Below are 21,213 nucleotides of genomic sequence, written 5' to 3'. Positions count from 1 at the left end.
GCCCCCCGAACCGGACCCCCCGGACACCCGCCCCGAGCCGTTCAGCCTCTCCACATCAAAGCTCTCGGAACTGGTCACGTACACGCCAACCGGTGTCGGAAGAACAGGGACGACGGCACCGCTCGCCGTCGTTCGCCTGTTACTCGGGAGAGAGTCATGACCGGCGTTTCCACGCTCGACCGTCCCCAGCAGAACGTGGCGCCGATGCGCTACACCGTGAGCCTGGCACGTAGTGAAGAGGACGTACGGGCCGCGCAGCGGCTGCGGTACGAGGTGTTCGCGGGGGAGCTGGGAGCCCTGCTCGGCGGCCCGCGACCGGGCCTCGACGTCGACTCCTTCGACGCCTACTGCGACCACCTGCTCGTGCGCGACACGGAGACCGGCCAGGTCGTCGGAACGTACCGGCTGCTGCCCCCGGAGCGCGCCGCCGTCGCCGGACGCCTGTACTCCGAGGGCGAGTTCGACCTCACGCCCCTCGACGCGATCCGCCCGAACCTCGTCGAGGTCGGCCGCTCCTGCGTGCACCCCGAACACCGCGACGGCGCCGTCATCTCGCTGATCTGGGCCGGCATCGCCCGCTACATGGTCGACCGGGGCCACGAGTGGCTGGCCGGCTGCTGCTCGATACCCCTCGCCGACGGCGGGAAGCTCGCCGCCGCGACCTGGGACCGCGTCCAGGGGAAGAACCTCGCGCCGCAGGAGTTCCGGGTACGCCCGCTGCTGCCGTGGGTGCCGAAGGAGCCCGCCCCGGCGGAGCGCACCGAACTGCCCGCCCTGCTGCGCGGCTACCTGCGGCTGGGCGCCTGGGTGTGCGGGGAGCCCGCGCACGACCCGGACTTCGGGGTCGCCGACCTGTACGTGCTGCTGTCGATGCGCAAGGTCAACGCCCGCTACCTGCGCCACTTCCTCTCCCTCGCCCCGGCCTGATGAGCGTCTGGCTGCCGACCGCGCCCTGCACCCCCAGGGCGTGCATCGAGCCGGGTCGCTGCGCGCGCGTACGGGGCGCGCCGAGGCTGCTGGCCGTGGTGGCGCTGATCCTCGCCGGGGTCGCGGGCTCCTTCGTCGTCCGGTGGCTGCCGGACGCGCTGGTGCGGGGCTGGGCGCGGAGCGTCGTACGCGCCTGCGGCGTACGGGTGCGGATCACCGGGGCCGCACCGCCGGACGGCGGGCTGCTGGTCGTCGCGAACCACATCTCGTGGCTGGACGTGCCGCTGCTCGCGGCCGTGCGGCCCGCGAGGATGCTGGCCAAGCGGGAGATCCGGCAGTGGCCGCTCGCGGGCCCGGTCGTCGCGCGCGCCGCGCTGTTCATCGACCGGGACCGGCTGCGGGCCCTGCCGGGCACGGTCGAGACGATCGCCGGCGCACTGCGCGGGGGCCGGGCGGTCGCCGTGTTCCCCGAGGGCTCCACCTGGTGCGGACGCGAGCACGGCCGGTTCCGGCGCGCCGTGTTCCAGGCCGCGCTGGACGCCGGGACGCCCGTGCAGCCGGTGCGCATCCGGTACCGGACCGCCGACGGCCGGGAGAGCACCGCGCCCGCCTTCATCGGCGACGACTCCCTCCTCGCGTCCGTGTGGCGGGTCGTCACCGCGCGGCGGCTCGTCGCCGAGGTCGAGGTGCTCCCGGTCGTCGACCCCGCGAAATATCCCGACCGCAGGTCTCTCGCCCGCGCCGCCGAAGTGGGATCATGAGCGGGTGGATACGGTCCTGGTCACGGGCGGCAGCGGATTCGTCGCGGCCCATCTGGTACGGGAGTTGCTGGAGCGGGGCTACCGGGTGCACGCCACGGTCCGCAGCCTCACGGCCACCGCGAAGGTCGCCCCGCTCACGGCACTCGGCGAGCGACACCCCGGCGCGCTACGGCTGTTCGAGGCCGACCTGATGGAGGACGGCTCCTTCGACGAGGCGGCGCGGGGCTGCTCCGTCGTCTTCCACGTCGCCTCGCCCTTCCTGATGCCGGAGAAGATCAAGGACGGCCGGCGGGACGTCGTCGACCCCGCGCTCACCGGAACACGCAATGTCCTGGGGGCGGTCGAGCGCACGGAGAGCGTCCGCAGGCTCGTCCTCACGTCCACCGTCGGCGCGATCTTCGGCGACTACTCCGACGTACTCACCGACATGGGCGGCGAGTTGACCGAGAAGTACGTCAACTCCAGCAGCACCGTGGCCAACAACCCGTACCACTACGCCAAGACCGTCGCGGAACAGGCCGCTTGGGACGCGCACGGCGCTCAGGACCGGTGGTCCATGGTCGCCGTCAACCCCGGTCTGATCCTCGGGCCCTCCCTCACCCCGGCCTCCGACTCCGGCAGCCTCTTCCTGCTCGACGAGCTGTTCAAGGGCTACTTCTGGTACGGCGCACCGGACTTCAGCTTCACCACGGTCGACGTCCGTGACGTCGCCCTCGCGCACATCGCCGCCGCCGAGAACCCCGACGCGCACGGGCGGTACATCCTCGCCGAGAGGGAGGTGACGTCGTTCCACCAGATGGCGACGGCGATCCGACGGCACCACAAGAGCCGGCGGCTGCCCCGAACCGCCTTGCCGCACTGGCCCGTTCGCATCCTCGGGCCCGCGTTCGGGCTCACGCAGGACTACATCCGGGGGCACCTCGGCATCCGGTTCACCGTCGACAACCGGCGCAGCACCGAGGAGTTGGGGATCAGGTACCGGCCGGTCGAGGAGACGCTGGTCGACCACTACCGGTCGTGGATGACGTCCGCCAGCCGACGGTAGGAGTCGAGCAGGGCCGCACGGTCGTACGTACTCGTCGTCACCAGCACCTCCTGCGCCCCCGTTTCCTTGACCAGCCGCTCCAGGCCCTCGGCGACCTGCTCCTCGGTGCCGGCGAGGTGGCCGGTCAGGGCGTCGGCGTAGAAACCCCGCTGCTTGGCGGTCATCTCGCGGCGCTCGGCGTCCTCGGCGGGCGGCAGGGGCGGGAAGGCGCCGTGCGTGCGGGAATACGCCGACGACCATGCCTCCGGGACCAGGATGCGGTGAGCGTCCTCGGGGGTGGCGGCGACGGCGACCGTGCCCGAGACGACGACGTACGGCTCGGCCGCCCAGGGGGAGGGGCGGAACGCCGCGCGGTAGCGGTCGATGCCGGACAGCATCCTGTCGCGGTTGCGCAGGTCGCCGATGACCATCGGGAGGCCGAGGCGCGCGGCGATGTCGGCGCCCTCGCCCATGGCCAGCACGAACGGCGGCACGGTCAGGCCCTCCGACGGGCGGGCGCGGACGCCGGTCGGGGAGGTGCCCGCGAACCAGCCGAGCAGCTCCTCGATCTGCGCGGCGAAGTCCTCGGCGGCGTCCTTGTCGTGCCCCAGCGCCTTGCGGACACCGTCCGTGAAGCCCACCGAGCGGCCGAGGCCCATGTCGACGCGGCCCGGGTACAGCGACTCCAGCACCCCGAACTGCTCGGCGACGACCAGCGGGCGATGGTTCGGCAGCATCACGCCGCCCGTGCCGACCCGGATCGTGCTCGTCGCCCCGGCGACGGCCGCCGCGAGCACGGTCGGCGCGGAACCGGCTACGCCGGGTACGCCGTGGTGCTCCGACACCCAGAAACGGTGGTAGCCCAGCGCCTCGGCGTCCCGCGCGAGGGCGACCGTGTCCCGCAGCGCCTCGGCGGGGGAGTGGCCCTCGCGGGTGCGGGAGCGGTCGAGGACGGAGAAACGCGTTGCCGCGAGCAGTGAGGTCACACAGGGTTCAACGCTGTACGGCGCGGGAGATTCCTGGCGGCGCGACCGACTGGCGTACGACCAGCTGCGTGCCGAGCACGACATGGTCGTCCCGCCCCCGCTCCTGCGCCGGGCGCAACGCCAACCGCACCGCCGTACGCCCGAGTTCCTCGTACGGCACCCGTACGGTCGTCAGCCCCGGCGTGAGGTCGGCGGCGAACGGGACGTCGTCGAAACCGATCACCGAGACGTCCCCCGGGATCTTCAGCCCCGCCTCCTTCAGGGCGGCCAGCGCGCCGACGGCGACCATGTCCGTGCCCGCGAAGACGGCCGTGAAGCGCACGCCCGCGCGCAGCGCGTCCCGGGTGCGGAGGTAGCCGGAGGAGCGGGTGAAGGGGCCCGGTACGTCGAGGCCGGCGTCCGGCGCGACACCGTGCCCGCGCAACGCCTCCTCGAAACCCGCCCGGCGCTGCTCGGCCGTACTGAAACGGTGCTCCCCGCCGAGGAACAGGATGCGGCGGTGCCCGGCGATCAGCAGGTGCGAGGCGGCCTGGAAGGCGCCCGCGCGGTTGTCGTACTCGACGACCGACGCCGGGATACCGGCCGCCAGCGGGGGACGGCCGACCAGCACGAGCCGCGAACCGGCCGCGTCCAGCGCCCGCGCGTACCCGGCCGTACGGCGCCGGTACGCCTCGTCCAGGAACGCGCCGCCGACCAGCAGGACCGCCGCCGCGTGCTGCTGGCGGGCGAGCTGGACCAGCGCGTCCTCGCGGGCCGGGTCGTCGCGCGTCGCGCACACCAGGCTGAGCCGGCCCCGGTCGGCGGCCTCCTGCTCGACCCCGGCGGCGACATGCGCCAGCGACGGGCCGGTGATGTCCTTCACGACCAGCGCGATCGGGCCCGCGACCTGGCCGGACAGGGCCCTGGCGTGCACGTTCACGACGTAGTGCAGCGCCTCGACGGCGTCCAGCACGCGTCTGCGGGTGTCCGCCGACACCGGGTAGTCGCCCGCGAGGGTCCGGGAGACGGTGGCCACCGATACGCCCGCGCGCGCGGCGACGTCCCTGATCGTGCTGGGCCGTTGCTTTTCCCTGGTCACGGGGGCTGACGTTACTAGACGTCCGCGCCGGGTCACCCGGGGAGCGGGCGGTCGTCGACGACGTGCTTCATGACGAGCGTCGAGTTGAGCCGCTGGACGCCCGGCAGGGTCGCGAGGCGCTCGTCGTAGAGGCGCTGGTAGGCGGCCAGGTCGGCGGTGACCACGCGCAGCAGGTAGTCGGGGTCGCCGAAGAGGCGCTGCGCCTGGACGACCTGCGGGACGGCGGCGAGGGCCGACTCGAACGCGGCGACCGTGTCCCGGTCCTCCATCCGCATCGTGACGAAGATCAGCGTCTCGAAGGAGAGGCCGACCGCCGACGGCTCCACGACCGCGCGGTAGCCCCGGATCGCTCCCGAACGCTCCAGGTCGCGCAGCCGGCGGTGACAGGGCGAGACGCTGAGCCGCACGCGCGCGGCGAGTTCGGTGATCGTCAGACGGCCGTCGAGCTGAAGCTCGGTAAGAATCTTCCGGTCTATGGCATCCACGGGGAGATTCTTCCCCGGATCGGCCGTGAGCGCGGGAAAGACGGGAACATGTTCGGGCTGTTCGTCCCTAATCTTCCCCGCATGGACATATCGACGGTCGCCGCCTTCCTCGCGGTCGACCTGCTGCTCGTGCTCACGCCGGGCGCGGACTGGGCGTACGCCATCTCCGCCGGGCTGCGCGAACGCGCGCTGGTGCCCGCCGTCGCCGGGCTGGTCACGGGGTACGTCGGCTACACGGTGCTCGCGGTCGCCGGGCTCGTCGTGGTCGTCGCGAGTTCGACGGCCCTGCTGACCGCGCTGACCGTCGCCGGGGCCGGCTACCTGATGTGGCTCGGGTGGGGCGTGCTGTCCCGGCCCGCCGTCGTGGGCGCCTCGGAGGCGGTGGCCGGCTCGCCCGGCCGGATCCTGCTGAAGGGGGCCGGGATCAGCGGGCTCAACCCCAAGGCGCTGCTGCTGTACTTCTCGCTGTTCCCGCAGTTCATCGACGCGGGGTCCGGGTGGCCGGTCGCCGCGCAGACCGGGCTGCTCGGGGTGCTGCACACGACGGCGTGCGCGGTCGTCTACCTCGCGGTGGGGCTGTCCGCCGGGGCCGTGCTGCGGACACGGCCCGGGGCGGCCCGCGTGGTCACGCGGATCTCGGGGGTGCTGATGGTGGTGATCGGCGGGGTGCTGCTGGTGGAGCAGATCTAGCGCCTGACGCGGTACTAGGCCGCGTGCTCGTGCTCGCAGGCGTCGTCGATGCCGTGGGTCGCCCACAGGGGGAACGGGTCGGAGCCGGCCGTCTCGCCCGGCGCCAGGAGGCAGGCGGACAGGGCCCGCCGGAGTTCCTCGGCCTTCAACCCGGTGCCGATGAACACCAGTTCCTGCGCGTACGGTGCCTCCTCGTCGCGGGCCGCCGAAGGCTCGAAGCGGGCGACCGTGCCCGCCTGTGACCACAGGCCGGTGACATGGGGGCGGGTCGAGAGGGTGAAGAAGCCTTTCGAGCGCAGGATCTTGCCGTAACTTCCGCTGTCCAGGCCCTCCGTGACGAACGTCCACAACCTGCCGGGGTGGAACGGGAGTCCGGAGCGGAACACGGTCGACGAGATGCCGTACTCCTCCGTCTCCGGGACGTGGTCGCCGTTCAACTCCTTCACCCAGCCCGGTGCTTGCTGGGCCCGCTCCAGGTCGAAGCGGTTCGTGTCCAGGACCTCGCGGAGCGGGACGCGGCTCTGGGTCGCCGTGACGATCCTCGCCGTCGGGTTGAGGCGGGTCAGCGTCGCGTGGAGGTGGTCGGCGGTGGGGGTGTCGACCAGGTCCAGCTTGTTGAGGACGATGACGTCCGCGAACTCGACCTGGTCGATCAGGAGGTCGCTCACCGTGCGCTCGTCGTCCTCGAAGGGGGCCAGGCCGCGCTCGGCGAGTTCGTCCCCGGTGTCCAGCTCCGTGAGGAAGTTCGCCGCGTCGACGACGGTGACCATCGTGTCGAGGCGGGCCACGTCGCCCAGGGTGGCGCCGTCGTCCCGCGCGAACGCGAACGTCGCGGCGACAGGAAGCGGTTCCGAAATTCCACTTGACTCGATCAGAAGGTGATCGAAACGGCCCTCCCGCGCGAGGCGGTCCACTTCTTCCAGCAGGTCGTCCCTGAGCGTGCAGCAGATGCAGCCGTTCGTCATCTCGACGAGGCGTTCCTCGGTCCGCGAGAGCGCCGCCTCGCCGCCCCTCACCAGGGCCGCGTCGATGTTCACCTCGCTCATGTCGTTCACGATCACCGCGACTTTGAGGCCCTCGCGGTTGTTCAGGACATGGTTGAGGAGCGTCGTCTTGCCCGCGCCGAGGAATCCGGAGAGGACGGTCACCGGGAGGCGGTCGTGCTGTGTCACGGTCGGCCTTCGGGGTGGAGGAGGCCGCGTTCGTACGCCTTGACCAGGTTCTGGGGGACGAGGTGCTGGACGCCGTCGATGGTCACGGGGACCAGGGCGGGGACGGTCGCTTTCCACTGGGCTCGGCGGTGGCGGGTGTTGCTGCGGGACATCTTGCGTTTGGGGACGGCCATGGGGGCTCCTCGGGGTGGGTGCGCGGGGTCGGGCTCGGGGGATCGGGCTCGTGGGGTCGGGCTCCGTGTCGAGGAGGTTAGCTGAAAATGGTTCCCATTAACAATTGGGGTCGAGGGGCGGCGTCGAGGGGCGTTGTCAGTGGTGCCGCCTACTGTTGATTCCGTGACCGACAGCCGACCCCTCGCCGTCTTCGACCTCGACAACACCCTTGCCGATACGGCCCACCGCCAGCGGTTCCTCCAGGGCGCCCGCCGAGACTGGGCCGGGTTCTTCGCCGCCGCCCCCGAGGACCCGCCGATCGCCGAAGGCATCGCGCTCGCCGTGTCCAGCGCCGAGGAGTGCGAGGTCGTCTACCTCACCGGACGCCCCGAGCGCTGCCGGCGGGACACGCTCGCGTGGCTGGCACGCCACGGGCTGCCCGAGGGCCGCGTCTTCATGCGCCGCAACGACGACCGCCGCCCGGCGCGGCAGACCAAGCTGGAACTCCTGCGGAAGTTCGCGCGGGGCAGAGAGGTCCGGGTCCTGGTGGACGACGACGAACTCGTGTGCGCGGACGCGGAGAAGGCCGGGTTCAGGGTGGTGGTGGCGAGATGGACGACACCGTCGGAGGCGCTGCGGGAGGCACAGGAGGGGGAGGGGCGGACGTGACCGGGGCGAGCTGAGAGGTGCGCGCGGGGCGGGTCCGGGAGTGCCGGGGCGAGGCGCGGCGGACGTCACCGCGATCCGGTCGTGGCAGCGCGCCTGCCCACCGCAAGACGGGACGGCGAGGGACTCGTGCTCGCCGCGATGACCTTGAGGGCAGCGCGAACTGACCCTCGTCCTGCCCTTTTCCCCCTTTCCGTGCGCCGACTCCTTGGCCAGGATGGCGAGGCAAGAACTCTCGGCCGAACGGATTCCTCATGCGGCGTACCACCGAGTCCCGACGCAGCAGCGGTGCGGCTCGTGAACAGGTCGAGTCGTGCAGCTCGGTTCGTGTTTCTCCGGTGGGATCGCCGGGTGTTCTGCAAGGGGTGATCGGGAACGCCGCCGTGTCCCGCATGGTCGCCCGCGAGCGCGCCGTAGAGGGGCCCGACGCCGTACGGGAGGCCGCACGGACCGCCTCGCGGGGTGGACGGCCGTTGCCGAGCGGGATGCGGGCGTCGATGGAGAGCGCGTTCGGCACGAGTCTCGGCCATGTCCGGGTCTCCGTGAACGAGCAGGCCGCCGCGAGCATCGACGCCAAGGCGTACACCGTCGGCAACAACATCGTCGTCCAGAACGCGAGCGTCCTGCGGGACACGGAGACGATGGCCCACGAGATCCACCACACGACGCAGCGCGGCGCACCGGGCGGGCTCAGCGATCCGGACGGGACGTGGGAGCGGGAGGCGTCGGAGGTCGGGGCGCGGGTGGCCCGGGGGCAGGAGGTGCAGCGGTGTGAGGGCGATGGGGAGGAACACGGGGAAGCGGTTCAGCGGCGGGTCGGGTTCGAGTTCGAGTCGCAGTGGCGGATGCGGGACCACAACGACCTGACGCAGGAGGACCATCAGGCTCATCAGGACGAGGTTTCCGAGCGGGAAGCCATGTGCGGCGCGCAGCTCCTGCTGACGATGTCCGACCGGCGACAGACCGGCGCCCTGCTGGACACGTCCGAACAGAGCAGCTCCAGCGAGCAGTTGAGGACCGCGTGGCTCACCCCCCTCGCGGGCGACCCGCTGGGATTCCGCCCCACGGCGGCGGGCCGGGCGCGGCTCGACAAGGCGCGGCAGGACCACCCCGACGTGTACGGCGCGCAGCTGAACGCCGTCGAACTGTCGCTGCTCCAGCGCAACTGGATCCGCGAGACCCCGATCCCGGGCCGCGAGGTCCCCAAGATGGGTTCCGTCGGCACGGGTACGGGGTACGCGCTCACCTCGGACGTCAGCCCCACCGGCGGCTCGGCGCTGGAGTGGGTGACCGAACCGCTCAGCACGAAGGACGAACTCCTGCGGGTCATGGGTGAGATCACCGCCGTCTCCCAGGCCCTGGACGCTCGTCAGGACCAGCCGTCCTTCGCGCTGGACCAGGTCAACCTCGGCGGCTTCACGGCCACCCCCGGCATCGTCGTGTTCCCGCTGGGCGGCGCCCTCGTCTACGCCCCGCAGATGACCGGCGGCTTCAAGCTGGACGAGCTGCCGAGGCTGGTGGAGTACCTCCAAGTCCCGGACAAACGGCCCACGTTCACGCGGCCCGGCGCCCACGAGCAGCGCAAGGAGGCCAAGCAGGACCTGCACCAGAGCAGTATCCGTACGGCCGACGGCATCCGCCAGGCGGCCGAGGCCCAGGCGAAGGCGCTCCCCGCGACGGTCACCGGCGGCGAGTCCACGGACGGCCTCGTCGGCCTGGTCGTGCTGATCGGCAGCTACCTGGCGTACGGCGCGGAACTGGGCGAGAAGGCGAACTCGAAGTCCATCGCGGGCGGCATGATGTCCCGGACGTCCTTCGCCCACAACTTCACGCTGCTGCCCCTGTCGATGCGCGTCCACTACCGCACGAACCCGGCGGAGTTCGCCGCGTTCGTCCTCACGGCGGCCGGTCTCGACCCGTCCGACGAGCAGGCGACGGTCTACTCCCGGCCCGTGGAGCACGGCGAGGCCGGGCAGCGCGAGGAGCGGCAGATCCCGCTCACCCGCCACCAGTGGCTGAAGGGCATGCCGGCCGGCAAGGACCTGCTGCGCAACTACCGGCACCTGAACCAGGTGGAGCGCGCCGACGTCAACGAGCAGGACTGGAAGCACATCCACGGCTCGCTCGGCGCGCTGGGCACGGTCGACGACCAGGTGGGCAGGCCGGGGAAGCAGGAGGTCGCGCTGGTCGCGGAGCTGCGGCGGATGAAGGACGGGCTCGGTACGGCGGACCTGCTGCCGCTCGCCGTCGCCGCGTTCGACCTGGTCCAGCGGCTCAACGAGGGGCGGTCGCTGGAGTACAGGAAGAGGTGACGGCCCCCGGCAGGGTTCAGCTCTCCTCGTCCAGCCTGAACCCCACCTTCAGCCCCACCTGCCAGTGCGCGACCTCCCCGTTCTCGATCTGCCCCCTGACCTGCGTCACCTCGAACCAGTCGAGGTTGCGCAGCGTCCGGGACGCGCGGGCGACGCCGTTGCGGACGGCCTGGTCCACGCTCTCGGGGGAAGTGCCGACGATCTCGGTGACCCGGTATGTGTGGTTCGACATACGTCCACCGTGCCTCACGCCAGGGGATGGCGCGAGGCGTGGGCGGTCAGCGGGCGGTGGACAGGGACAGCGCGAAGCGGCCCGCCGCGTCGGTCCACCAGTGGGTGAGGTCCAGACCGGCTGCGGCCAGCTCCGTCCTGATCCCCTCCGCCCGGAACTTCGCGGAGACCTCCGTACGCAGCTCCTCGCCCGCCGCGAAGTCCACGGCCAGGTCGAGCGCGGGCACCTTGACCGTCTGCGCGGCCCTGGACCGCAGCCGCATCTCGATCCACTCGTGGTCCGCGTCCCACAGAGCGACGTGGTCGAAGGCGTCCGGGTGGAAGTCGGCGCCGAGTTCGCGGTCGACGACGCTGAGGACGTTCTTGTTGAACGCGGCGGTCACCCCGGCGGAGTCGTCGTACGCCCGGACCAGCGTCGCCTCGTCCTTGACCAGGTCCGTCCCCAGGAGAAACGTGTCGCCGGGGGAGAGGAGCGTACGGATGGCGGCGAGGAACGCGGTGCGTTCGGCGGGTACGAGGTTGCCGATCGTGCCGCCGAGGAAGGCGAGCAGCCTCGGGCCCGGGGTCTCGGGGAGACGCAGGCCGTTCGTGAAGTCCGCGATCAGGGCGTGGATGGTCAGGCCGGGATGCTCCACGAGGAGCGCCTCCCCGGCCTGGGTGAGGGCGCTCTCGCTCACGTCCACGGGGACGTACGTGTCCAGGTCCCGTAGTTCCGCGAGGAGATGACGCGTCTTGTCGGAGGAGCCCGAGCCCAGCTCCACCAGCGTACGGGCGTTGGAGGCCCCGGCGATCTCGGGGGCGCGGGTCAGGAGGATCTCGCGTTCGGCGCGGGTCGGGTAGTACTCGGGCAACTCGGTGATCCGGTCGAAGAGTTCGCTGCCGCGCGCGTCGTAGAACCACTTCGGCGGGAGCCACTTGGGGTTCGCGGTGAGCCCGCGCAGGACGTCGGCGCGCAGGGCCGCGTCGGTGGCGCCCTCGGGCAGGGTGCGGGTGAGACGGAACGGGCTCACGGACGGGGCTCCTTCGGTGCGTCGAGATCCTTGAGCGGGGTCAGCAGGACCTCCGTGCGGGTAGCGGTGAGGAGAGTGGCGTCGGGAACCTCCCGCCAGGCGGAGTCGCCGTCGTACGGCTCGGAGGCGACGACCACGCCGCGCCCGGGGTCGAGGAGGTACCAGAGACTGTCGCCCCAGGCGGTCGCGGCGATCGAAGTACCGTCCGTGGCAAGGAGATTGAGCCGGGAGCCGGCGGCGGCTTCGGCGACCTCGACGACGGTGCGGGCCAGCGCGTCACCGAGCGGGCCTGCGGCGATGGTGTCGTCCAACGGCCCTGCGGGCACGGCGCCGGGAGGTGTGGCGCTCGGTGGGCCTGCCGCGCGCGTACCGGCCGGTGCCTTGCCCGGCGTGCTCACGCCTGCTGAGCCGCCCGCCGCATCCGGCGAATCAGCCCTTTCCCCTAGCCCCGCGCCCGATGCCCTTGCGAGCCGCGCCAGCACCAGTGCCCACACGAACGCCGAGTCCGTGCGCGCCTCCAGTGACAGCAGGTCCGCCGCCGGGAGCGTTCCGGTCAGGGGTGTCATCGAGTTCGGCCAGCCCTTCACCGCCCCGTTGTGGCTGAACAGCCACCTGCCCGAGGCGAACGGGGCCGCCGCCGCTTCTCCGTCCGCGCCCGGGAGGGTCGCGTCGCGTACGGCGGCCAGGAGGGCGTGGGTGCGGACCACTCGGGCCAGGTCGGTGAACGTGAGGTCGGCCCAGATCGGGCCCGTGCGGCGGTAGCGGGCCGGGGCGGGGTCGTCGGGCGCGTACCAACCCACCCCGAAACCATCGGCGTTGACCGTCCCCGAGCGCTGGTGCAGCGGCTCCCAGGACTGGCGTACCAGGCTGTGCGCGGGGTCGGACAGGAGCCGTCCCAGCGGCAACGGGTCGCCCACGTAGGCGAGGTGACGGCACATCAGACGTCCTCCGAGCGGGCCGTACGGAACCCGGAGAAGATCTGGCGGCGGATGGGATAGTCCCAGTTGCGGAACGTGCCCCGGCAGGCGACCTCGTCCACGGCGAACGAACCGCCGCGCAGGATTTTGTGCTCGGGCCCGTAGAACACCTCGGAGTACTCCTTGTACGGGAACGCCCGGAACCCCGGATAGGGCAGGAAGTCGCTCGCCGTCCACTCCCACACGTCGCCGATCAACTGCCGTACACCGTGCGGGGATTCACCGGCCGGGTAGCTCCCGGCGGGAGCCGGACGCAGGTGGCGCTGGCCGAGGTTGGCGTGCTCGGGCGAGGGCGTCGCGTCGCCCCACGGGTAGCGGCGGGACGTGCCCGTCGCCGGGTCGTGGCGGGCGGCCTTCTCCCACTCCGCCTCCGTCGGCAGCCGGCGTCCGGCCCAGCGGGCGTACGCGTCGGCCTCGTACCAGCAGACGTGCACGACGGGCTCGTCCGGAGGGACCGCCTCCGTGACCCCGAACCGGCGGCGCAGCCACTGGCCGCCGTCGCTGTGCCAGAACTGGGGTGCGCGGATGGCGTGTCGGCGGATGTGCGCCCAGCCGGCCGGGTGCCACCAGCGGGGCTCGTCGTAGCCGCCGTCCTCGATGAAGCGCAGATACGCGCCGTTCGTGACCGGCGTCGTGTCGAGGTGGAAGGCGGCCACCTCACGGCGGTGCGCGGGGCGTTCGTTGTCCAGCGCCCACGGCTCGGAGTCCGTGCCCATCGTGAACTCCCCGCCGGGGACGAGGACTTCGGCCGGTCCGGTGAACGGGCCCACCGGGCCGGGGTCCGGGGCGGTGAGGACCTGCGGGCCCTTGCGGAGCTGATGGGTGATCAGCATCGTCTCGTCGTGCTGCTGTTCGTGCTGCGCGATCATCCCGAAGGCGAACCCGGCCTCGGTGAGCCGGGTGCCGTGGAAGTCGGCCTTCTCCAGCAGGTCCAGGACTCTGCCCCGGACCTCGGCCGCGTACGCGCGCGCCTCGGCGGGCGGCAGCAGCGGCAGCGTCGGGCGCTCCGAGCGGGGGTGTTCGAACGCGTCGTAGAGACTGTCGATCTCCGGCCGCATCGGGTCGCCGCCGCCGACCGCGCGCAGGAGCCACAGCTCCTCCTGGTTGCCGATGTGCGCGAGGTCCCACACGAGCGGCGACATCAGGGGGGAGTGCTGGGCGGTGAGGTCGGGGTCCTCGACGCAGGAGGTGAGGAGGTCGGTACGGGCGCGGGCCGTGGTCAGGGTGTCCAGCGCCCGCTGCCGTATGGACTCGGGGTCGGTGGTCATCAGTGGATCTCCTCGCCGTACAGGCTGTCGAGCAGGTCGTCCGCCGGACAGCGGCCCGGGACGACGTAACGGTCGTGGTACTCGGTCACCGCGTCGGTCACCGCCGGGGACGCGCCCAGGCGGGGCAGGGCCTCCAGGGCCGCCGCGAAGCACGCCCGCGCGATCTCGTGCAGCTCCGGATCGCCGAGGCCCTCGCGGGCCGCCGTGATCCACAGCGGGTTGTGCGGGGCCGGTAGCGACCGCGTGCGTTCCACCAGCGGTTTCACCGCGCGGTAGGCGCGCTCGGTGGCCTCCGGGTCGTCGAACAGGGCCGTCGTCACCGCCAGCGGGACGATCCAGCCGTCCTCGCCGGGCTGCGCGTCGATCATCCGCAGCTCCAGGTGACCGCGCGGACGCACCGGCGGGAACAGGGTCGAGATGTGGTAGTCGAGGTCCGCGCGGGTCGGGGTGCCGGTGCGGATCCACTCCCGGAAGGTGAGGTCCTCCGGCACGTCCCACGGCCCGCTGTCGCGCCGTACGCACATCACCGGCGCGTCCAGGACCAGCCGCGACCACGCGTCGCGCGGGGCGTGCGCGAGGTCGGGGCCGCCCGCGCGGCCCGTGCCGATCTCCAGCCACAGCAGTTGCCGCGTCGAGCGCCAGCCGGTGGGTTCCGCGCCGAGCAGCGGGGAGTTCGCGAACGCCGCGACCAGGACGGCGCCCAGGTGGTGCGCCAGCCACCAGCGCCGGCCGAGCCCCAGCGGCCCCGGCTCCTCGAACCCGGCGTCCAGGCACACCTGCACCGACGCCGAGGTGCACATCATCGCCCTGCCCGCCGGGCCGGTCCGGTCGAGGTACGCCTCCATCGCGTCGTACCTGGGCTCGCGCAGGTAGCGGCGGGGGCCGTGCCAGGGGTCGGTGCCGATGCCGGCGAGCGCCAGGCCCAGCGGGGCCAGCGTGGCGCGTACGGCGGTGAGGTCCGCCGAGACCGTGTTCACGCACTCCGTCAGGGAGGCGGCCGGGCGGGAGCTGAGCTCCAGCTGTCCGCCGGGTTCCACGGTGAGCGCGGAGTCCAGCGGGATGTTCCTGAGGGCCTCGTAGGCCGTTTCCAGTCGGGTACGGGTCACCGGGCGGCGGGGTTCGGTCAGCTCGTGGACGAGCCACTCGACCTCCACGCCGACCGTCCGGGGCGGGCCGGTCTTGAAGCAGATGCCCCTGACCAGGGCTTCCACCTCGGCCTCCGTCACGGCTGTACGGACGTCCGTACAGTCGCCGCCGTCACTCACAGAATCGGACATTCGGGATCCTCCTGGGGTTCCACCATGCCATCGGTCCGGCCCGGACGGGTGTCCGGCCGGGATCACTCGTCCCACCCAAAACCCTCGGCGCGGATCCCACAAGGGGGCGAAACGGGGTGTAACGGCGTTCGTCGCGGGGTTCCTCCGCACGTCACGCTGCCGTCGTACCGGCGTCCCCCGGGCGTATCCGGGGCGGGAAATTCCGTTGCGGGGTCCGTCCCGGGTCGCGGACGATGGCTGCATGAGCACGACAGGGGAGGGCGTCGCGTTCATGGCGTTCACGGGGGTGACGCCATGAGCGCGCGGCTCAGGGGGATCGCCAAGGAGACGGTCCAGATCGTCTCGGCGGGGGGCTACCGGGGGGTGTCCTTCGGCGCGGCCGTCGAAGCGGCGCGCGCGGGTACGCGGATGCTGGGGCCGAAGGCCGTTCCCTGTACGCCGGTCCCCGTGACCGGCACCGTCATCGAGGTCACCGGCGAGAGCAGCCTCGAAGCGGCCCGCCGCCTCGCGGACCAGCCTGTCGCCGTCCTCAATTTCGCCTCCGCGCGGAATCCCGGCGGGGGTTTCCTGAACGGGGCCCAGGCTCAGGAAGAGGCTTTGTGCCGGGCTTCCGCGCTGTACGCGTGCCTGCTGGAAGCGCCCGATTTCTACGCCTATCACCGGGCCCATCGAGATCCCTTATACACCGACCGGATCATTCACTCTCCGGCTGTCCCCGTTTTCCGGGACGACCGGGGGCGCCTCCTGGACGACCCTTATCACGCCGGTTTCCTGACCGCCGCCGCGCCCAACGCCGGGGTGATCCGGCGGACCTTGCCGGAGCGCGTCGACGAGGTGCCGGGCGCTCTGGCGGTGCGTGCCGAGCGGGTGTTGGAGACCGCCGTCGCGTCCGGGTACCGGCGCGTGGTGCTCGGTGCCTGGGGGTGCGGGGTGTTCCAGAACGATCCGGTCCAGGTGGCCGGGGTGTTTCGGGAACTGCTGGACGGCAGGTTTACCGGGGTGTTCGAGAAGGTGGTTTTCGGGGTGCTGGACCGGACGCCGGGTGCTGTGGTCCGGGGGGCTTTCTCCGAGGCGTTCGCATAATCGCGTAAGGGCCGCTTTCACGGCCCTTACTCATGGTCTACGTCCAGCCGTACCGCTCGTGCAGCCGCTGCCGTACGAGATTGAAGCGGCCCCGGTCCAGCGCGCACGCCTCGCGGCGCATGCCGTCCTCGTGCAGGCGCAGCACCCTGTCCACGTCCACCCACGAGTCGCGGCCCGACTTGTCCCACGGGCCGTTGCCGATGGGGACCCATTCGCGGTCGGCGTCGTGGCGTTTGCTGGAGAGCTGGACCGCGAGGAGGGTGCCCCGGGGTTCGCGGGCCACGACCAGGACGGGGCGGTCCTTGCCCCGGCCGTCGTTCTCCTCGAAGGGGACCCAGGTCCAGACGATCTCGCCGGGATCGGGATCGCCGTCGTGCTCGGGCGCGTACTCGGTGCGGACACGGCCGACCTCACGGGGGTCGGCCTCGGTGGTCGCGGTGGCGCCGAAGCGGCCCGGGACGTCGTCATCGGTGAACGTACTCACGACATGCACCCTAAAGGTCCGTCGCGGGCCGGATGGTGGCGGCGGCGAGGAGGAAGAGGGCGAGGTACAGCGGGACACTCCGGTCGCCGAGGCGCAAGTGGGCGGCGGACGCGGCCAGTTGGAGGGCGGTGAAGCCGATCGCCGCGCACAGGGCCAGCCATGGGGCGCGGGGCGGCGAGGATCCAGTACGCGATGGTCACGGCCGCCATTCCCTGCGGGCCGCCGGGGCTGTGCACCGGGAGTGAGGCGAGCCCTGTGGGGGGCTCGCCTCATCCTCGTACCGCTCCTACTCCTTGTCGACCGCGACCTTCTGAGCCGCGGGAGACACCACCGGCGGCACGGCCGTAGCGACCGCCGTCTGCTGCGCGCCCCCGCTTCCGTTCGCCCCCGCCGCCTGCCCGTCAGGGCTCATCGACGCCAGCAACTGGCGTGCCAGGCCAAGACCCGTCCCGCCCATGGTCAGCGCCTTCGCGAACAACTCGCCCATCCCCTCGGCCCCGTTGAGCAACACCATGTTGTCGACGTTGCCGAACGCGGACGCCCCCGCCTGGACGATCTCCGGCCACTTCTCGGCGAGTTGCTGCGCGACGACGGCTTCCTGGTTCTCGGCGAGGGCGGCGGCCCGCGCCTTGATCGCCTCGGCCTCGGCGAGCCCCTTCGCCCGGGTCGACTCGGCGGCGGCGAGCCCCTTGGCCTGAGCGGCGGCGGCCTCGGCCTCACCGGTCGCCCGGGTCGCCGCGGCCGACGCCGTACCCCGCGTCTTCGTCGCCTCGGCCTCCGCGCCGGCCGCCTGCTTGACCCTGGACGCCTCGGCCGCGGCGGCGAGTTCGGTCTCCTTCGCCTTGGCCTGCGCCGCCGAGATCCGCGCGTCGCGCTCGGCCTCCGCGAGCGTGCGCTTCTCGTACGCCTGCGCGTCGGCGGGCTTGCGGACGTCCGCCTGGAGCTGCTGCTCACGCCGGTGCGCTTCGAGTTCGGCGACCCGGGTCTCCTGCACGACGACCTCCTGCCGCGCCCCCGCCTCGGCAAGCGGCCCCGCCTGCCGGGCCTTCGCCGCCGCGTGGTCGCGCTCGGCCTGGTAACCGGCCTGGAGGATCTCGCTGTCGCGCGTCGCCTCCGACATACGCGCCGCCGCCTGCTGCTCCGCCTCGGTGGCGAGCCGGTTGGCCTCGGCCTGCGCGATGCGCGCGTCCCGCTGGACGGCCGCCGCGTGCGGCATCGCCAGGTTCTGGATGTACCCGGTCGGGTCCTCGATCTCGTGGATCTGCAACGAGTCGACGATCAGCCCCAGCTTCTCCATCTCGGTCCCGCACGCCGCCCGGGTCTGCCCGGTCAGCTTCTCCCGGTCGCGGATCATGTCCTCGACCGTCAACCCGCCCACGATGGACCGCAGATGACCGGCGAACACGTTGTGCACGCGCTCCGACATCAGCCGCTGCTGGTCCAGGAACCGGCGGGCCGCGTTGGCGATCGACACGAAGTCGTCACCCACCTTGAAGATGACGACTCCCCGCACCTTCAGCGGAATCCCCTGGTGCGTGACGCAATCCACCTGCAACTCGGTCTCGTTGAGGTCGAGCGACAGCTTGCGCACCGCCTGCACGCCCGGCATCACCAGCGTGCCGCGCCCCGTGACGATCCGGAACCCCATCCCCGCTTCGAGACCCTCGGTCCGATGGTTCGAACCCGAGATGACCAGCGCCTCGTTGGGCTCCGCCACCCGCCACATCATCTTGAACAAACCGATCACGGCGAGCACGGCGACAACCGCCACACCCGCAACGACGCCGATGACCATCGGCATACGCCCCCTTGTGATGGTGCCCTTTCGGCACCGAACGAAAGGGAGTGTGCGCTCGTGCGCGCCCCAGGAGAAGAGACCGCCCGATCTTTGTCACAACCTTGACGCATACGGCTCTCACCTGGGACTTCGCGCGCTCAACTGTCGTACGCGGCCGTCACGTACACGGTCCTCGGCGGCAGGTGCTCCACCACCATCACCACCGTCCCCGTCGCGAACCGCTCCCCGTTGTTCGCCGGATACGCGAGGAAGTGCTCCGCCCCGCCCCGCACCCGGACGATGACCTCCCCGACGAGCCCGGGCCCGACCGCCCCCGTGACCCGCCCCATGAGCCCGACCATCGACACGTCGTTCATCTTCACAGGTTAGGCCAGTGCCCAACCCATTGACGTGTCTCATTCACGCCCCTACCTTCTGATCGACTTCCCGAACCTCGTTCGGCTGGTCGAACCCCCAGAGTGTCAGGGAGAGCCGCCATGACCACACAGCACCGTCCCCCCACGCCGTCCCGCCGCAGCCTGCTGCGCGCGCTCGCGATCGTTCCTGCCGCCGCCCTCGTCCTCGGCGAGGCCCCCGGACTGCTGGGGAGCGCGCTGGCCGCCGCGCCCGCCAGTGGTGCCGCGACCCGGTACACCATCGTCCCGTTCCTCAACAGCGACGACGGGACGGTGAACGTCTACACGTCCGACGACGGCACCGATTTCCGGCTCGCGAAGTCCTCCGCGTACACGCCGCCGAGCAACCGCATCCGGGACGCGAGTGTCCTCAAGCACACGGACGGCAACTACTACCTGACGTACACCACGCACACCTGGCAGGACGTCAGCACCACGATCGGGTTCGCGCGCAGCTCCGACCGGGTCAACTGGACGTTCCTGTACGACTACACGGTGCCGATCGCGAACCTGTCGAGGGCCTGGGCGCCGGAGTGGTTCGTCGACAGCGACGGCAGCGTCAACGTCATCGTCTCCTGCTCGCTCACCAGCGACGAGTGGATCTTCACGCCGTACCGCCTCAGGGCCACGAACTCGGCGCTGACCGCGTGGAGTTCACCGGTCGCCCTGTCCGGCATCGGCGCCAACCACATCGACACGTACATCGTGCGGACCGGCTCGACCTATCACGCGTTCACGAAGAACGAGACGACCAAGTACATCGAGTACGCCACCGCGTCCTCCCTCAACGGCCCCTACACGATCTCGAAGACCGGCGACTGGGCCGGCTGGGGCAGCTACCGCGAGGGCCCCTCGGTGATCCAGCTCGACAACGGCGCCTGGCGGATCTACTTCGACGGCTACGGCGACGGAAAGTACTACTACAGCGACAGCTACGACACCTTCGCGACCTGGTCCGCGCCGAAGGCCCTGCCCGGGATCTCCGGTACGGCACGCCACTTCACGGTCATCAAGGAGACCGTCTCCGGCGGCCCGGCGATCACGAGGAACGCGACGCGGTCCTTCCAGTCCGTCAACTACCCGACCCGGTACTGGGAGCAGCAGTCCGCCCTGCTCAACCTCCCGGTGATCACCGGCTCCAGCGCCGCCGCCGACAAACAGGCCGCGACCTTCACGGTCGTCGCCGGGCTCGCCGACTCCAACGGCTACTCGTTCCGCGACGCGTCCGGCAAGTACCTGCGGCACTGGGACTTCCGGGGCCGGTTCGACGCGAACGACGGGACGTCGACGTTCGCCCGCGACGCGACGTTCGTCGCCCGCACCGGCACCACCTCAAGCGCCGTCCGCTTCGAGTCGTACAACTACCCCGGCTCCTACCTGCGCCACTGGGACTACCAACTCCGCGTGGACCCGGCGGACGGCACGGACGTCTTCCGCCAGGACAGCTCGTTCGTCCCGGTGACGGCCTGGGCCTGAGCCGCGCGTCCCCTGACCCGGGAGTTCCCGGCCCGCAGCGCAACAGATGTGCGGCGGGCCGGGTGGGATCGGCCGGTGTCAGCCCTTGACGGGACCGCCGTCGATGGCGACGCGCCGGCCGTAGCGGGCGTAGGGGTAGTAGTCGTACGTCGCGTGGTGCTGGACGCACCGGTTGTCCCAGAAGACGAGCGTGCCCGGGGTCCAGCGGACGCGGCAGTGCAGAACCGGCCTGCGGGCGATCATGTCGAAGAGCATGTCGAGCAGGGCGCGGCTCTCGTCGGCGGAGAGCTGCGGGATGCGGCTGGTGTACGCCTTGTTGACGTACAGCAGCGGTCGGTCGGTCTCGGGGTGCCGGGCGACGAGCGGGTGTTCGCTCCTGGGGACGACGTAGTCGGCGGGCAGCGGGTATCCGGCCAGGGCCTGTGCGCCGTCGTGGATCGCGGTGAGCGGGTCGAGCAGGGCGCGCAGGGCCGGTGAGAGCATGCCGTAGGCGAGGTGCATGTTGGCGAACAGGGTGTCGCCGCCGCAGCCCGGCTCGGGGATCTCGGTGATGTGGAGCATCGAGCCCAGGGAGGGTTCGGCGTCGGCGGTGCCGTCCGCGTGCCAGCCGTTGCCCGCCACGTTCGCGGCGGCCGACGTCGTGCGGATCTCCAGGATGTGGGGGTCGCCCTCGGGCGGCGGCGGGTTGACGGGGCGCAGTTCGCCGAACGCGGCGGCGAAGCGCATGTGCTGCTCGTCGGTGATCGTCTGGTCGCGGAAGACGAGGACGTGGTGGTCGAGGAAGGCGGTCCGGATCTCCTCCAGCTGCTGCTCCGGTATCTCCCGCGACAGGTCGACGCCGGAGACCTCCGCGCCCAGCACGGGGGTGATTCGTTCGACGGTGAGTGTGCGGTAGGGGTGCACGGGACGTGTGGTCACCGCTTCCAGCGCTTCGCGCTCGTACGGTTCCATGTCAGCCTC

General features: G+C 71.6%; 23 protein-coding genes. 8 read left to right on the top strand and 15 right to left on the bottom strand.

Annotated elements, in window-relative coordinates:
* The first annotated feature begins 156 nt into the window (after positions 1-156).
* From ACQCO7_RS05445 to ACQCO7_RS05435, 3 genes are read left to right on the top strand one after another with little or no spacing between them, the layout of a single operon-like run.
* A complete protein-coding gene (locus ACQCO7_RS05445) occupies positions 157-927 on the top strand; it encodes a GNAT family N-acetyltransferase (RefSeq protein WP_464070738.1) in 771 nt (256 codons plus the stop codon).
* Positions 927-1,688: a lysophospholipid acyltransferase family protein gene (locus ACQCO7_RS05440; protein ID WP_464070737.1), complete on the top strand. Its 762-nt coding sequence runs from the start codon at positions 927-929 to the stop codon at positions 1,686-1,688. The genes ACQCO7_RS05445 and ACQCO7_RS05440 overlap by 1 nt, the downstream gene beginning before the upstream one ends.
* 4 nt (positions 1,689-1,692) lie before the next feature.
* Positions 1,693-2,733 carry an NAD-dependent epimerase/dehydratase family protein gene (locus ACQCO7_RS05435; protein ID WP_464070736.1) on the top strand — a complete coding sequence of 347 codons (1,041 nt, stop codon included), beginning with the start codon at positions 1,693-1,695 and terminating at the stop codon, positions 2,731-2,733.
* On the opposite strand, the gene ACQCO7_RS05430 is transcribed toward ACQCO7_RS05435, so the two are convergent.
* Genes ACQCO7_RS05430 through ACQCO7_RS05420 form a run of 3 tightly spaced genes read right to left on the bottom strand, consistent with a single transcriptional unit; the run spans position 2,697 to position 5,261 of the window.
* Positions 2,697-3,698: an LLM class flavin-dependent oxidoreductase gene (locus tag ACQCO7_RS05430; protein ID WP_464070735.1), complete on the bottom strand. Its 1,002-nt coding sequence runs from the start codon at positions 3,696-3,698 to the stop codon at positions 2,697-2,699. The genes ACQCO7_RS05435 and ACQCO7_RS05430 overlap by 37 nt on opposite strands.
* A gap of 7 nt (positions 3,699-3,705) precedes the next feature.
* Positions 3,706-4,776, bottom strand: coding sequence for a LacI family DNA-binding transcriptional regulator (locus ACQCO7_RS05425; protein ID WP_464070734.1), 1,071 nt, complete (start codon positions 4,774-4,776; stop codon positions 3,706-3,708).
* Positions 4,777-4,808: 32 nt separating this feature from the next.
* The gene (locus ACQCO7_RS05420; RefSeq protein WP_464070733.1) at positions 4,809-5,261 is read right to left on the bottom strand and encodes an Lrp/AsnC family transcriptional regulator; all 453 of its coding nucleotides are present in this window, start codon (positions 5,259-5,261) and stop codon (positions 4,809-4,811) included.
* Between the two features lie 81 nt (positions 5,262-5,342).
* Between ACQCO7_RS05420 and ACQCO7_RS05415 the strand changes: the two genes are divergently transcribed.
* Positions 5,343-5,951, top strand: coding sequence for a LysE family translocator (locus ACQCO7_RS05415; RefSeq protein ID WP_464070732.1), 609 nt, complete (start codon positions 5,343-5,345; stop codon positions 5,949-5,951).
* Positions 5,952-5,965: 14 nt separating this feature from the next.
* On the opposite strand, the gene ACQCO7_RS05410 is transcribed toward ACQCO7_RS05415, so the two are convergent.
* On the bottom strand, positions 5,966-7,123 hold the full coding sequence (locus ACQCO7_RS05410; RefSeq protein ID WP_464070731.1) for a GTP-binding protein: 1,158 nt from the start codon (positions 7,121-7,123) through the stop codon (positions 5,966-5,968).
* Positions 7,120-7,296, bottom strand: a complete 177-nt coding sequence (rpmF, locus tag ACQCO7_RS05405) for a 50S ribosomal protein L32 (RefSeq protein ID WP_464070730.1) — start codon at positions 7,294-7,296, stop codon at positions 7,120-7,122. The genes ACQCO7_RS05410 and rpmF overlap by 4 nt, the downstream gene beginning before the upstream one ends.
* Positions 7,297-7,459: 163 nt before the next feature.
* On the opposite strand from rpmF, the gene ACQCO7_RS05400 reads away from it, so the two are divergent.
* Complete coding sequence (locus ACQCO7_RS05400) at positions 7,460-7,945, top strand: phosphatase domain-containing protein (protein ID WP_464070729.1); 486 nt, start codon at positions 7,460-7,462, stop codon at positions 7,943-7,945.
* A gap of 389 nt (positions 7,946-8,334) precedes the next feature.
* Complete coding sequence (locus tag ACQCO7_RS05395) at positions 8,335-10,254, top strand: eCIS core domain-containing protein (protein WP_464077155.1); 1,920 nt, start codon at positions 8,335-8,337, stop codon at positions 10,252-10,254.
* 16 nt (positions 10,255-10,270) lie between these two features.
* Here ACQCO7_RS05395 and ACQCO7_RS05390 read toward each other — a convergent pair whose 3' ends face one another.
* The 5 genes from ACQCO7_RS05390 to egtA are packed head-to-tail and all read right to left on the bottom strand — an operon-like array spanning position 10,271 to position 15,017.
* Positions 10,271-10,486 (bottom strand): dodecin, encoded by a 216-nt coding sequence (locus tag ACQCO7_RS05390; protein ID WP_010359360.1) that lies wholly within the window; start codon positions 10,484-10,486, stop codon positions 10,271-10,273.
* Positions 10,487-10,532: 46 nt separating this feature from the next.
* The gene (gene egtD, locus ACQCO7_RS05385; RefSeq protein WP_464070728.1) at positions 10,533-11,495 is read right to left on the bottom strand and encodes an L-histidine N(alpha)-methyltransferase; all 963 of its coding nucleotides are present in this window, start codon (positions 11,493-11,495) and stop codon (positions 10,533-10,535) included.
* Positions 11,492-12,433 carry a class II glutamine amidotransferase domain-containing protein gene (locus ACQCO7_RS05380; RefSeq protein WP_464070727.1) on the bottom strand — a complete coding sequence of 314 codons (942 nt, stop codon included), beginning with the start codon at positions 12,431-12,433 and terminating at the stop codon, positions 11,492-11,494. Before ACQCO7_RS05380 ends, egtD begins: the two co-directional genes overlap by 4 nt.
* Entirely contained in the window at positions 12,433-13,740 is a 1,308-nt protein-coding gene (gene egtB, locus ACQCO7_RS05375) for an ergothioneine biosynthesis protein EgtB (RefSeq protein WP_464070726.1), read from the bottom strand. The genes ACQCO7_RS05380 and egtB overlap by 1 nt, the downstream gene beginning before the upstream one ends.
* On the bottom strand, positions 13,740-15,017 hold the full coding sequence (gene egtA, locus ACQCO7_RS05370) for an ergothioneine biosynthesis glutamate--cysteine ligase EgtA (RefSeq protein WP_464070725.1): 1,278 nt from the start codon (positions 15,015-15,017) through the stop codon (positions 13,740-13,742). The genes egtB and egtA overlap by 1 nt, the downstream gene beginning before the upstream one ends.
* 294 nt (positions 15,018-15,311) lie before the next feature.
* On the opposite strand from egtA, the gene ACQCO7_RS05365 reads away from it, so the two are divergent.
* Positions 15,312-16,100, top strand: coding sequence for a TIGR02452 family protein (locus ACQCO7_RS05365; RefSeq protein ID WP_464070724.1), 789 nt, complete (start codon positions 15,312-15,314; stop codon positions 16,098-16,100).
* Between the two features lie 37 nt (positions 16,101-16,137).
* Here ACQCO7_RS05365 and ACQCO7_RS05360 read toward each other — a convergent pair whose 3' ends face one another.
* The 4 genes from ACQCO7_RS05360 to ACQCO7_RS05345 all read right to left on the bottom strand — a co-directional run bounded on the left by ACQCO7_RS05360 (position 16,138) and on the right by ACQCO7_RS05345 (position 18,738).
* Positions 16,138-16,584 (bottom strand): type II toxin-antitoxin system PemK/MazF family toxin, encoded by a 447-nt coding sequence (locus tag ACQCO7_RS05360; RefSeq protein ID WP_010359351.1) that lies wholly within the window; start codon positions 16,582-16,584, stop codon positions 16,138-16,140.
* Positions 16,585-16,594: 10 nt separating this feature from the next.
* Positions 16,595-16,741: a hypothetical protein gene (locus tag ACQCO7_RS05355; protein WP_464077154.1), complete on the bottom strand. Its 147-nt coding sequence runs from the start codon at positions 16,739-16,741 to the stop codon at positions 16,595-16,597.
* A gap of 129 nt (positions 16,742-16,870) precedes the next feature.
* A complete protein-coding gene (locus tag ACQCO7_RS05350) occupies positions 16,871-18,385 on the bottom strand; it encodes an SPFH domain-containing protein (RefSeq protein WP_464070723.1) in 1,515 nt (504 codons plus the stop codon).
* A 134-nt stretch (positions 18,386-18,519) separates the two neighbouring features.
* Positions 18,520-18,738, bottom strand: coding sequence for a hypothetical protein (locus ACQCO7_RS05345; RefSeq protein WP_464070722.1), 219 nt, complete (start codon positions 18,736-18,738; stop codon positions 18,520-18,522).
* Between the two features lie 120 nt (positions 18,739-18,858).
* On the opposite strand from ACQCO7_RS05345, the gene ACQCO7_RS05340 reads away from it, so the two are divergent.
* The gene (locus ACQCO7_RS05340; protein ID WP_464070721.1) at positions 18,859-20,253 is read left to right on the top strand and encodes a glycoside hydrolase family 43 protein; all 1,395 of its coding nucleotides are present in this window, start codon (positions 18,859-18,861) and stop codon (positions 20,251-20,253) included.
* Between the two features lie 78 nt (positions 20,254-20,331).
* On the opposite strand, the gene ACQCO7_RS05335 is transcribed toward ACQCO7_RS05340, so the two are convergent.
* Entirely contained in the window at positions 20,332-21,204 is an 873-nt protein-coding gene (locus ACQCO7_RS05335) for a TauD/TfdA dioxygenase family protein (RefSeq protein WP_464070720.1), read from the bottom strand.
* Positions 21,205-21,213 lie beyond the last annotated feature (9 nt).

This window comes from Streptomyces saintjeani (genome assembly GCF_055409605.1).
Note: the sequence above shows the minus strand (reverse complement) of the source record. Positions and strands in the feature narration are given on the sequence as shown.

Excerpts from the sequence above, each read along its gene's own strand:
- ACQCO7_RS05415 (WP_464070732.1), top strand. The coding sequence starts at position 5,343 with ATGGACATATCGACGGTCGCCGCCTTCCTCGCGGTCGACCTGCTGCTC.
- egtB (WP_464070726.1), bottom strand. The coding sequence starts at position 13,740 with ATGACCACCGACCCCGAGTCCATACGGCAGCGGGCGCTGGACACCCTG.
- ACQCO7_RS05345 (WP_464070722.1), bottom strand. The coding sequence starts at position 18,738 with ATGAACGACGTGTCGATGGTCGGGCTCATGGGGCGGGTCACGGGGGCG.
- rpmF (WP_464070730.1), bottom strand. The coding sequence starts at position 7,296 with ATGGCCGTCCCCAAACGCAAGATGTCCCGCAGCAACACCCGCCACCGC.
- ACQCO7_RS05395 (WP_464077155.1), top strand. The coding sequence starts at position 8,335 with ATGGTCGCCCGCGAGCGCGCCGTAGAGGGGCCCGACGCCGTACGGGAG.
- ACQCO7_RS05365 (WP_464070724.1), top strand. The coding sequence starts at position 15,312 with ATGAGCGCGCGGCTCAGGGGGATCGCCAAGGAGACGGTCCAGATCGTC.
- ACQCO7_RS05340 (WP_464070721.1), top strand. The coding sequence starts at position 18,859 with ATGACCACACAGCACCGTCCCCCCACGCCGTCCCGCCGCAGCCTGCTG.
- ACQCO7_RS05380 (WP_464070727.1), bottom strand. The coding sequence starts at position 12,433 with ATGTGCCGTCACCTCGCCTACGTGGGCGACCCGTTGCCGCTGGGACGG.
- ACQCO7_RS05445 (WP_464070738.1), top strand. The coding sequence starts at position 157 with ATGACCGGCGTTTCCACGCTCGACCGTCCCCAGCAGAACGTGGCGCCG.
- egtA (WP_464070725.1), bottom strand. The coding sequence starts at position 15,017 with ATGTCCGATTCTGTGAGTGACGGCGGCGACTGTACGGACGTCCGTACA.
- ACQCO7_RS05350 (WP_464070723.1), bottom strand. The coding sequence starts at position 18,385 with ATGCCGATGGTCATCGGCGTCGTTGCGGGTGTGGCGGTTGTCGCCGTG.
- ACQCO7_RS05440 (WP_464070737.1), top strand. The coding sequence starts at position 927 with ATGAGCGTCTGGCTGCCGACCGCGCCCTGCACCCCCAGGGCGTGCATC.
- ACQCO7_RS05390 (WP_010359360.1), bottom strand. The coding sequence starts at position 10,486 with ATGTCGAACCACACATACCGGGTCACCGAGATCGTCGGCACTTCCCCC.
- ACQCO7_RS05335 (WP_464070720.1), bottom strand. The coding sequence starts at position 21,204 with ATGGAACCGTACGAGCGCGAAGCGCTGGAAGCGGTGACCACACGTCCC.